Below are 10854 nucleotides of genomic sequence, written 5' to 3'. Positions count from 1 at the left end.
TAGCCCAAGAGTTGAGAAATATATTTGAGAAAACAACAGATAAAATCATTGGACTCTCAAGATTAGCTAAATGGCATGAAAAAGTAAGTCAATCTGGATTTAAGTCTTTCAATACAATCTCAAGATCTATAATAAATCATTACCAAACCATACTAAACTATTTTGATAACAGAAGCACAAACGCATCTGCAGAGTCGTTCAATGCTAAAATAAAAGCTTTTAGAACTCAATTTAGAGGCGTTAAAAATGTTGCATTCTTCCTTTTTAGGCTAACAACTATTTATGCTTAATTTTTCATTCCCCACAGGTTTTGGGATTGATCCGTGTTTTTCTGATGTCTTGGTGTAGTGAGTTCTTTGTTTTTCTAATGGCTTAAAACAGGAATTAAACCGCATTTAGTAGTCCTGAATAGTTAAGCTTGCTTTGGAAGGAAGCGATCTGTTTTATGTTTATAAAGTGTTAGGAAGTACGATTTGTATTTCTAGATTATTTTAGATTTTAAAATAAAAAATACGCCTCAAAGTAATGCGAGGCGTATTTTTTTGCACAAGGGATAGTAGTGAAAATCCTCCCGATTTTTTTTCGGGAGATTGTAACGGATAGCCCGACCTTGCTGTAACGCTAGTGAAAGCGAGGATGTGCCCTAGAGATTATTATTTTTTATCTACTACGGGTCTGTTTTCTCTATTTGCAAGTTCCCATGCTATTGCAAATGCATACTGTGCTCTTTTAGTAAGTGCATCGTATTCAATCTTGTCAGGACTATCTGTAGGTTGGTGGTAATCTGCATGTACACCATTAAATAAGAAAACGGAAGGGATTCCAAATTTTGCAAAATTATAATGGTCAGAACGCTCGTAAAAATGATTTGGATCTTTAGGATCGTTGAATTTATAATCTAAGTTTAGGTTTGTGTATTTAGTATTTGCAGCAGCGCAAATATTGTCTAAATCTGTCGAAAGTCGGTTTGCTCCAATAACATACACATAATTATTGCTGTCTGCGTGCTCCTTATCTCTGCGGCCAATCATGTCGATATTGATGTTGGCAATGGTATTTGCAATAGGGAAAAGTGGATTTTCAGAGTAGTATCTGGATCCATGCAAGCCGTGCTCTTCGCCTGTTACGTGTAAAAACATAATAGAGCGCTTTGGACCGTGGCCGTCTTTTTTTGCTTTTTGAAAGGCTTGAGCAATTTCAAGTAATGCTACAGTTCCAGAACCATCATCATCAGCTCCATTGTAAATTTCTCCGTTTTTGGCACCTACGTGGTCGTAATGTGCTGATATCACCAATACTTCATTTGGTTTCTCCGAACCTTCAATGTAGGCCCAAATGTTTTCAGAGTCTGGTAGATTTTCATTGTATTGTGCGTTCAAGAAAGCAGCTGGAATTTTTTGATAGTAATCAGTTGCAGCTGTGGGAAAGCCAATATTATTTTTTTTGTACTCATCGATGAGGTAGTTTCCCGCTTTTTTTTGACCAGCAGAGCCTGTTTCTCTGCCTTCCATTTCATCTGAAGCTACGATGTATAAATGAGTTTTTAGCTCCTTTTCGGTTATGGTTTTTAAATAAGCGGTAGGCTCCACGGGCGTGGTAATGTTTTGCTGACTGGAGCAACTAAGTGTAAAAGTGGTAATGATACCAAGAAAAGCAATTTTTTTCATTTCATTGTTAATTAATAGAGAATATACAAATAGCGTTATTGTAAAAATAACATGTACGAAGTTACTAAAAAATAACAATTTTTTTTTGATAAATTAATTTAGTAATAAAATTATGAGTAACGACTTTTGAGTTTATGAAGTTTTTTTTGCGCTACGTAGACTAAACGTATTAGATGCTACAATAAAGTGTTAGTATTTTACGCTAACAAGCCAAAGTTGCTATTCATTTTTTTTGAAAAAATATTTTGGACATAAAAAAACAGTATAAATTCAGTTTTTATATTTTACATCCATTATAAATGTAAAAAAAACTGAATTTATACTGTTATTACTTTTTGTAGCTATTATTTCAATACGTCCTTTAAGAAAACATTCATACGCTCCCAAGAACGCTTATCTGCTTTCTCATTGTAGGCAGCTCCTTTTGAATTGTCATTGCCAGCTTCAGGATCTGAAAAGGCGTGAACCGAATCAGCGTAGTAGATCATTTCCCAATCTGCTTTTGCAGTTCTCATTTCTTGCTGAAATGCAGCCACTTCAGCAACTGGAACATAAGGGTCATCAGCACCATGAAGTACAAGGACTCTTGTTTTGATAGGGTTAGTGGTTCTAGAAGCATCGCGGCCTAAGCCACCGTGAAACGAAACAACACCTTGAAATTTCATACCAGCTCTAGCAGCTTCAAGAACTCCAGTTCCCCCAAAACAGTATCCTATAACAACAATATTATCAGGATTTGCGCCTGCTTTTACTAATTGGTCTAGTGCTAATTGAATTCGTCTTTGATAATCGCCTACATTATTTTTGTAAAAGCCAGCTTGTTTTCCTGCTTCTTCAGTATTCTTAGGATAATTGCCTTCACCGTAAATATCAGCAACAAAGGCATAATACCCCATTTTTGATAATTTTTCAGCAGATTGTTTGGCATGCGTATCAATACCTTTCCAAGCAGGTAGAATTAGAACTCCTGGTTTTGTTTTCGTTGCTTTTTGAGGTTTAACCGCAAGGCCATTTAATTTTTGAGCAGCATCAGTATAAGCTACGGGCTTTAATTGAGCCTGAGCACCAGTGGAACTTAGTAGAACGCCAATAAGGGCTAAAAAGATGTTTTTCATAGTAGTATTTATTAGGATTACAAATTTCTGATTTAATTATGCTAGTTTGCTTTATCTAATATCCTATTATCTTATATCAGTATTTTTAAATCATATAGTAGTTAATCCATGGCTTATTCCCCAGGATGATACGTTTTTTCAGTATGTTTCAATACGTCTTCTTTGTAAAACAAAACCTCTTTGAATTGTCCCTCTTGATATCTTTTGGCTTGATCAAAGAAATGTTTTGATGTAGGGTTGCCGCTATTACCTCCCGCAAGTAATGATTTTGCTTTGATTTTTGTGCCGAATTCCACCGCACATACAAAACTATTGCCGTTGCTACCGTAGCGTTTTTGGGTATCTTTTTGAAAACTACTTTTGAATGCCGGTAGGCTTCCCCAAACTGCAGGTCCAAAACCAATTGGCAAACTTTCTTGCGCGTCATCATATTCTAATGCTAGAGCGCCAGAGGTTCTTTGAAAACGGTTGATCTGACCCCACGGAATTTCCCAAGAACCAAATTTGTTTTTTAAATCGCTAAGAACTTTTTGTAATGGGGGAAGCAAATCATTTTGTTGTGCATTTTTCAAAAATTGAATAGTGTTTTGCACCTGATCTAATTCGCCTTCGTTAGTATATACTTTTTGAATTATAGGTTCTAATTGATAAGCCCATTCTACGGCAAGTGTTGTTGCTACTGAATTTTCATGAGCATAATAATTCCAATTTTTCAAAACAGTTATGGGAGCAATGAGTTCATTATAAAGTGGTGTATTGGTTTTAATGTTCTTTTCAAAACTGGAAATTAAAGTCGGAATCAAAAATTCGAATACGGTTAATTTAGTGTCATAACCATCCGCAATTACACGGTCTAAAGTATACTGATTTCCTTTGCTTAACAATCGTACGGCATTGAGTCCTCTAAAATTTTCACCATCAGGAGCCATGTAAGGTGGGTAATTTTCGGGTTTTGGACTGTTTGTTCCAGCAACAGTGAAGGGTGTGGAGTTGCAGTTTTGCAACCATCCGTTTTCAGGATTGTAAGAATGCACAATTTCTGAAACATCGTGCAGTCCTTTCCATTGTGTTGCGGTTGTTGTTCCGTCTACTACTTTTGACCAATTCAATTTAGGATCTCTTATTGGGACAAAATTACCATGCCAGTAGGCTATATTTCCTTCTTTGTCAGCATAGACCGTATTGTTTGAAGTATTGGCTTTTATATCCATTGCTTTTTTATAGTCAACAAAATTTTTGGATTTAGTTCGAATCCAACTTTGTTCTAAACTTTTTACAGAGCGATTGTATGATTTCAAACTGATCCATTTTCCGTCTCTTTTAGCCATAATGGGGCCGTGGTTGGTGAAATAGGAGGTAAATGTTTTAGGAATTAATTTTCCGTTTTCAAGGTACTTGATGGTTATTTTTTTTTCGACAACGGGTAGGAGTTGGCCGTTATATTCATAAAATAGTTTCTTATTTTTAGTCACGATATTTTCTGCATACAAATCGGCTACATCCACATTTGATGATGTGTGCATCCAACCGCAATTTTCATTAAACCCTTGGTAAATAAAAAATTGTCCCCACGTAACCGCACCATAAGCCTGCAAGCCTTCGTCACTACTGATTTGTATTTCGGGTCTAAAATAAAACGTAGTATGCGGATTAATGTATAAAATGGCATTTCCAGATGCTGTTTTTGATGGTGCAATAGCAAAACCGTTGGATCCTGTTTGCACATTAATTTCACGTTCTACGTATGCGATTTTGTCACCTGCAGAGCCGTAAAAAGATTTAAGTTCACTTGTAGTAAGTCCTGCCGTGCTAATTGCTCCAATGCTCCCATCAGTCCAAAGTAAAGGAAACCATGGCTCAAAATGGGTTAATAAAGCCGGTTGTACTTCGGGGTGTTTGTATAGGTAATAGTTGATGCCGTCTGCATAACTGTTGAGTAATTTTTGTAACCAAGGTGCTGCTTTTTTATAGTCAGCTTTTGCTTCATCAATGTCTATGAGTAATTTGATTTCTAGATCATTGTAGAGAAATTCTTGTCCTTTTACTTCGGAAAGTCGCCCTAATTTTTCGATGTAATTCATCTCTACACGTTTAAAATCATCTTCGCATTGGACATACAACATTCCAAAAACGGCATCGGCATCAGTCTTGCCATATACGTGAGCAATTCCCCAATTGTCTCTAATGATAGTTACTTGTTGCGATTGTTTTTGGAGTCTTGCTAGTTCTGACGTAGTCATTTTTTGAGCAAAAAGAACACTTGAAGCTAAAAAGCATAGAGCAACTGTGCTGTAAATGTTGAAATACTTCATTTTTTTTTGTTTTTAAAGACTTACATTACGTTTGAATGCGCAACCCAATTCAATTATAGAATCTGTCTTGGCAATTCCAGGTATTGTATCAATTTTTTCATAAAGTACACGGCGCATGTGTTCGTGATCTTTTGCAATAATTTTGATGTATAAAGTAAAAGAGCCCGTAATATAGTAGCATTCTGTAATTTCGGGAATTTTTTTAAGTTCTTCAATAATACGATCTGAATCTTGGTCCTTATTTAAGGTAATACCAGTAAAGGAGCCCCAATCATACCCAATTTTCTTTTCGTTAATAATAGGTTTTATCCCCGTAATGATTCCATGATCAATCAGCCTATTAATGCGCTGGTGTACCATGGTATTTGATATTTTCAAAGTACTAGCTATGGCAGAATAGGCCATGCGTCCGTCTTTTTCTAGTTCTTTAATAATATTTATATCAAATTCGTCTAATATATCCATGTTGTTAAAATTAAAATTGATGCAGCTGTATTGGTATAAAAGTACATATTTTTATTGACTTCAAAAAAAGCTAAAATTGATTTATAGTACTTTAATATGACTTAATTTTGGTCTAAATTAAATAAATATTTACAATTAGTAGCTTTTTTAAAGTCAAAAAATTTAATTTCGTTGGTAAATTAAAAAATAATGCTAGTTTTGTAATCTTAAAATGTAAATCCTTAACATCATGGCACATACAGAACAAAACCTTTCATCAAAATCTGAAGCTTTAATTGCTAAAGAAAATCAATATGGAGCACACAATTACCATCCTTTACCAGTAGTTTTAGAAAGAGGCGAAGGCGTTTATGTTTGGGATGTTGATGGTAAACAATATTACGATTTTTTATCTGCTTACTCAGCTGTGAATCAAGGTCATTGTCATCCAAAAATTGTAGGTGCAATGATCAAACAAGCACAAACACTAACATTGATTTCACGTGCTTTTCATAACGATCAATTAGGTCCTTTTGAAGAATATGTAACTAAGTATTTTGGTTTTGATAAAGTATTACCTATGAATACTGGTGCCGAGGCGGTTGAAACAGCTTTGAAATTGTGTAGAAAATGGGCTTATGAAGTAAAAGGAATTCCAGAAAACCAAGCACAAATTATTGTTTGTGAAAATAATTTTCATGGTCGTACCACAACAATTGTATCGTTTTCTAATGATGAAAATGCACGCAAAAGCTTCGGACCTTTTACCGCTGGATTCATCAAAATTCCTTATGATGATGTTGATGCCTTAGAAGCGGTTTTGAAATCAACAACAACTATTGCCGGATTTCTTGTAGAGCCTATTCAAGGGGAGGCAGGAGTTTATGTTCCTAGTGAAGGGTATTTGGCAAAAGCCAAAGCTTTATGTGCAGCACACAATGTATTGTTTATTGCGGATGAAGTGCAAACAGGAATAGCACGTACAGGAAGATTACTAGCTACTTGTGGTAATTGCGATTGTAAAAAAGGTTGCGAAAACACGCCAGAAGTAAAACCAGATATATTAATTTTAGGAAAAGCAATTTCAGGTGGGGTTTATCCTGTTTCGGCAGTTTTGGCAAATGATGCTATCATGAACGTTATTCAACCAGGACAGCACGGTTCTACTTTTGGAGGGAATCCTATTGCTGCAGCGGTAGCTATTGCTGCACTTGAAGTTGTACAAGATGAAAATTTAGCGCAAAATGCGGCTTATTTAGGTGAAGTTTTAAGAAAAGGGTTGAATGAAATTGCAGCAAGAAATCCTATCATTACCTTAGTGAGAGGAAAAGGATTATTGAATGCGATTGTTGTAAATTGTGACGAGGAGTCTGATCTTGCTTGGAATATATGCATGAAGTTTAGTGAATACGGTTTATTGGCTAAGCCAACACATGGAAATAAAATTCGTTTTGCACCACCATTAGTTATTACAGAAACACAAATTCACGAATGTTTAGCGATTATCGAACGAGCATTAAATGATTTTAGATAACATACAGATCCATGGGAAAAACAATAAAATTAATAAAGAACAGATCTGATATAGGTGCAGGAACGCGCGGGTCTGATTTGGGTATTGATGCCATAGAAATTGCTGCTATAAATCAAAACAGTGATTATTTCAACCGCTTCCTTTTTGAAGATGTTAAAACGCACAATGAAACCATATATGATAAAGACCGTAGCTCTAGTGCCAAGCGAATTGAACATGTTTTAGAACAGTGTATTAGAGTGAACAATGTGGTAAAACAAAGTATTGTTGAGAATTACTTTCCAATTGTTTTGTCAGGAGATCACTCGTCAGCTTTGGGAACATTAAGCGGAATAAAAGCGGCTTATCCGGAGCAAAATATAGGAGTTTTTTGGATTGATGCGCATGCGGATTTGCATTCACCTTATACATCACCTTCTGGAAATATTCATGGAATGCCTTTGTCAGCGGCACTTGGAGATGATAATTTGAGTTGTCAAAATAACGAAGTAACTCTAGAAACGCATAAGGACTGGGAGGAAATGAAAAACATTGGTCATCAAGGTCCAAAAGTTCTACCTGAAAATCTAATCTATTTTGGAGTTCGTGATACGGAGGAAGAGGAGGACAAACAAATCGAGAAATTAAAAATCAAGAATTATAAAGTTGACGAAGTCAGGTATCGAGGTTTGCAAACTTGCGTTACTGAGGCTTTAGCAAAAGTAGCTCATTGCGAGGTTTTGTATATTTCCTTTGACGTTGATTCTATGGATTGTGATATGATTTCTTATGGTACAGGTACACCAGTTGCTAAAGGATTTGATCAGTATGAAATAATCGCAATCATAAATCAAATCATCCAAACGAAGAAAGTGGTTTGCGTTGAATTTGTTGAGGTCAACCCTTTATTGGATACAAAAGGAAATAAAATGGCCGAAACTGCTTTTGAAGTTTTAGAAGCAATTACTCCAAATTTAATGAGTGTAAATCTATAGTTCAATAAAAATAGATTTTAAGTATCTTTTTTAAAATGGGATGCTTATCGTTTTTCTACATGATATAAAAGGCTTGATTTCAAATTGTATTGAAGTCAAGCCTTTCTTTGTAATTGTTATTTTCGAAATAATTTGACAAATCTAATAATTTTGAAAATAAAATTTCTAAGTTATATGTGAGTACTCAATCGTAAATTACATTAATCTTTTCCTAGAGGTTACTCGACGATTTTATTCTTGAAAAAACATAAAATAATTCAGTTGCAATTTGTAAACTACGTTCCTCATATTTTTCTTCTTGTTGTGGTGTTTGATCAAATGCTTTAGGATCTTCATAAGTAATCGGAATTCGTTTTTCAGCACCAGCAATAAAAGGGCAGTCGCCATCTGCTTGGGAACAAGTCATAATGGCTGCAAATTCGCTTATTGGATTAAAGTCGGCATCATATGTTTTAGAAAAACCAATAATTGGATGTTCATTTTCCCCATTTTTTATAGCATAAATAGGATTGTTTCCATCTGCAATTTTTTTAACTTCAAAACCAGATTTTTCTAATGTTTTGGTTACCATTGGGAATAAAGCCGTTGCTTCAGTGCCGCCAGAATAGCAATTTATATTTTGTATCTTAAAATGTGTTGCAGCAGTTTGCGCCCAAACCTGTGATAAATGGCTTCTTCTGGAATTATGAGTACAAATAAAGTTTAGTCTAACTTCTTGGTGATTACTAACTTTTGTCTGAATATAATCAATAAGTGGTTGCAAAACACTTTTTCGATCAGTCAAAATGTTTTCGAAATCAAAAGCACTTATTACTTTTTCTAGTTCTGGAAGTAGGATGGTTTTAATGGGTTCCATTTTATAGTGTTAAATTTAGCAACAACCTCCGCCTGGAGAACAGCTATTAGTTTGACTTTGAATCTCAGATAATTTTACTTTTTGTTTGTTATCAGGAATTCCACATTGATCTTCAGCCAAACAAGCCGTTAATTTGTTTAATAAAGTAAAAGCAGTTCCGTTGAAACCCATATCGTATTTCCCTATAGTTTCAGCTTGATATTCTACTTCCACTTCAAAATCCTGGATTCCGAGAACCTTTTCCGAAAGGGTGATGATATCCAAAAGTTTTTTGGGTTTTAAACGGTGATCAAAGTCATTGGCATCCCATAATTGAAAGTTAACAACGGTTTCATTTCGAAGTTTCCCGCCGCAGTCAATAAAATTTTTAGTGATTAAGCCTACTTCGGTTACATGAAAATGTTCTGGAACATAAGTACCGTTTGGTAATACAAAAGCAACATTTTCTAACGTGCTTAACTCATTTTTTACTTCTGATAATTTCATTTTTCTTATAATTAAAAATTAACAACATTGATTTTTCTTATTTTCTAAATAGGTGTTTATGTGATCAAAAAAACTTTTGATAGAGTTAAAACCCTCTTCATTGATACAATAACAAATCGCATTCCCTTCAATGTTACCTTTTATAAGACCAGCATTTTTGAGTTCTTTTAAATGTTGCGAAACGGTAGGTTGGGCCAGAGGGAGTTCATTTACAATGTCACCGCATATACAGCTATTCACTTTTAGGAGATGTTGCACAATAGCAATTCTTGCAGGATGTCCTAAGGCTTTTGCCAATGTTGCTAATTCGTTTTGTTCGTCTGTAAAATGTTCCGACTTGGTAATACCCATGGCTATATATCTATATTGCAATATTACGATATTAATTAATACAAACTCTTTAAACGGGTAGTTTTTTGCTAAGTAGTTATTTCATTAGGGCGTTACCCTTTTTGCAATCTCTTTCGCAGTAGCTTCAGGAATTGCAAAAGGGTCGGGCTCTTCGCTTCAAGTCCTCGTTCCTTCCTTTAGGTCGTCACTGTGGGCTTTCCGCTGCTATCCCTAACGCGGTTAATCAAGTAAGAAGGCGTTTTTTGTTAGAGAAGCATAAGCATTACTTATATCTAATGGTGTATCATGTTATAATCGTGACCATAGTAAAGGAAGTAGCTACATATATTAGTGTATGATGTTAATGTTGTTACCGTAGTAAAGGGTAGTATCTATATATAATGGTATATAATTTTATAATTGTTACAGCAGTAAACGGTAGTGTCTATATATAATAGTACCTTTTTTTATAGTAGTAAACGATAGTAACTATATATAATAGATTAGGGTGTACTAATTGCAACACTAGAAAAACCAGTACTCCTTATATATAGCGGTAAAACTATGAAATACCCTTTAAAGGCATGATCTCACTTTATAAATGCAGGACTTTAAATGAAAAGATAAAAAGTTCTAGTATTAAGAAACATGTAATCAGATAATTAGAAAATAAATCAAAAAAAGGTTCAAAAAAAGCTTGTAAAAGCGAATAAAGGTTGTAGTTTTGCACCCGCAATAGCGCAGACGTTCATTAAAATACTGGCAAGAAAAACAAAGTAATTAGGGATTTAATCTTTAGAAAAAACTTTAAAAAAAGCTTGTGAGATTTAAAAACGAAAGTTATCTTTGCACCCCGCAAAACAACGGAAGTTCTTTGAGAGATTGATAAGAGAAAGAGAAGCAAACGAGATAAAATTTATATCAAAAAAACTTCAAATTTTTCTTGCCGGTTAAAAAAGAATAACTACTTTTGCACCCGCTTTGAGAAACAAACGAAAGGCGAAAAAATAGTAAGACACGTTCCTAGACATATTGAATTGACAGCCGTTTTGTTCGCAAGAACAGAACAAAAGAATAAGAGTAATAGAATCGGAAGATTTGAAAAAACCACTAGAATTTAGTCGAATAACAATAGC

Annotated in this window: 10 protein-coding genes; 3 read left to right on the top strand and 7 right to left on the bottom strand. The window is 34.7% G+C overall.

Going from position 1 to position 10854, the window contains the following annotated elements:
* Window positions 1-290 (top strand): transposase (locus tag IQ05_RS15235; protein WP_144894320.1); only part of this gene is annotated, 290 nt, incomplete at its 5' end.
* Between the two features lie 363 nt (window positions 291-653).
* Here IQ05_RS15235 and IQ05_RS15230 read toward each other — a convergent pair.
* The 4 genes from IQ05_RS15230 to IQ05_RS15215 all read right to left on the bottom strand — a co-directional run bounded on the left by IQ05_RS15230 (window position 654) and on the right by IQ05_RS15215 (window position 5559).
* Window positions 654-1667 carry a M28 family metallopeptidase gene (locus tag IQ05_RS15230; protein WP_144894319.1) on the bottom strand — a complete coding sequence of 338 codons (1014 nt, stop codon included), beginning with the start codon at window positions 1665-1667 and terminating at the stop codon, window positions 654-656.
* Between the two features lie 344 nt (window positions 1668-2011).
* Window positions 2012-2782: a dienelactone hydrolase family protein gene (locus IQ05_RS15225; protein WP_144894318.1), complete on the bottom strand. Its 771-nt coding sequence runs from the start codon at window positions 2780-2782 to the stop codon at window positions 2012-2014.
* 113 nt (window positions 2783-2895) lie between these two features.
* Window positions 2896-5094, bottom strand: a complete 2199-nt coding sequence (locus IQ05_RS15220) for a penicillin acylase family protein (protein WP_144894317.1) — start codon at window positions 5092-5094, stop codon at window positions 2896-2898.
* A gap of 12 nt (window positions 5095-5106) precedes the next feature.
* Window positions 5107-5559 carry an Lrp/AsnC family transcriptional regulator gene (locus IQ05_RS15215; protein ID WP_144894316.1) on the bottom strand — a complete coding sequence of 151 codons (453 nt, stop codon included), beginning with the start codon at window positions 5557-5559 and terminating at the stop codon, window positions 5107-5109.
* A 229-nt stretch (window positions 5560-5788) separates the two neighbouring features.
* Here IQ05_RS15215 and rocD point away from each other — a divergent pair, with 229 nt between their 5' ends.
* Window positions 5789-7072: an ornithine--oxo-acid transaminase gene (gene rocD / locus IQ05_RS15210; RefSeq protein WP_144894315.1), complete on the top strand. Its 1284-nt coding sequence runs from the start codon at window positions 5789-5791 to the stop codon at window positions 7070-7072.
* 11 nt (window positions 7073-7083) lie between these two features.
* Window positions 7084-8046 (top strand): arginase, encoded by a 963-nt coding sequence (locus IQ05_RS15205; protein ID WP_144894314.1) that lies wholly within the window; start codon window positions 7084-7086, stop codon window positions 8044-8046.
* Window positions 8047-8257: 211 nt separating this feature from the next.
* Here IQ05_RS15205 and IQ05_RS15200 read toward each other — a convergent pair whose 3' ends face one another.
* From IQ05_RS15200 to IQ05_RS15190, 3 genes are read right to left on the bottom strand one after another with little or no spacing between them, the layout of a single operon-like run.
* Complete coding sequence (locus IQ05_RS15200; protein ID WP_208653379.1) at window positions 8258-8902, bottom strand: arsenate-mycothiol transferase ArsC; 645 nt, start codon at window positions 8900-8902, stop codon at window positions 8258-8260.
* A gap of 15 nt (window positions 8903-8917) precedes the next feature.
* Window positions 8918-9388, bottom strand: coding sequence for a DUF6428 family protein (locus IQ05_RS15195; protein WP_144894313.1), 471 nt, complete (start codon window positions 9386-9388; stop codon window positions 8918-8920).
* A gap of 18 nt (window positions 9389-9406) precedes the next feature.
* Window positions 9407-9739, bottom strand: a complete 333-nt coding sequence (locus IQ05_RS15190; RefSeq protein ID WP_144894321.1) for an ArsR/SmtB family transcription factor — start codon at window positions 9737-9739, stop codon at window positions 9407-9409.
* Window positions 9740-10854 lie beyond the last annotated feature (1115 nt).

It is taken from the genome of Flavobacterium tiangeerense (assembly GCF_007830355.1).
Lineage (GTDB): Bacteria > Bacteroidota > Bacteroidia > Flavobacteriales > Flavobacteriaceae > Flavobacterium > Flavobacterium tiangeerense.
Note: the sequence above shows the minus strand (reverse complement) of the source record. Positions and strands in the feature narration are given on the sequence as shown.

Coding starts and splice junctions, on each gene's coding strand:
- IQ05_RS15230 (WP_144894319.1), bottom strand. CDS start 1,667: ATGAAAAAAATTGCTTTTCTTGGTATCATTACCACTTTTACACTTAGT.
- IQ05_RS15225 (WP_144894318.1), bottom strand. CDS start 2,782: ATGAAAAACATCTTTTTAGCCCTTATTGGCGTTCTACTAAGTTCCACT.
- IQ05_RS15220 (WP_144894317.1), bottom strand. CDS start 5,094: ATGAAGTATTTCAACATTTACAGCACAGTTGCTCTATGCTTTTTAGCT.
- IQ05_RS15215 (WP_144894316.1), bottom strand. CDS start 5,559: ATGGATATATTAGACGAATTTGATATAAATATTATTAAAGAACTAGAA.
- rocD (WP_144894315.1), top strand. CDS start 5,789: ATGGCACATACAGAACAAAACCTTTCATCAAAATCTGAAGCTTTAATT.
- IQ05_RS15205 (WP_144894314.1), top strand. CDS start 7,084: ATGGGAAAAACAATAAAATTAATAAAGAACAGATCTGATATAGGTGCA.
- IQ05_RS15200 (WP_208653379.1), bottom strand. CDS start 8,902: ATGGAACCCATTAAAACCATCCTACTTCCAGAACTAGAAAAAGTAATA.
- IQ05_RS15195 (WP_144894313.1), bottom strand. CDS start 9,388: ATGAAATTATCAGAAGTAAAAAATGAGTTAAGCACGTTAGAAAATGTT.
- IQ05_RS15190 (WP_144894321.1), bottom strand. CDS start 9,739: ATGGGTATTACCAAGTCGGAACATTTTACAGACGAACAAAACGAATTA.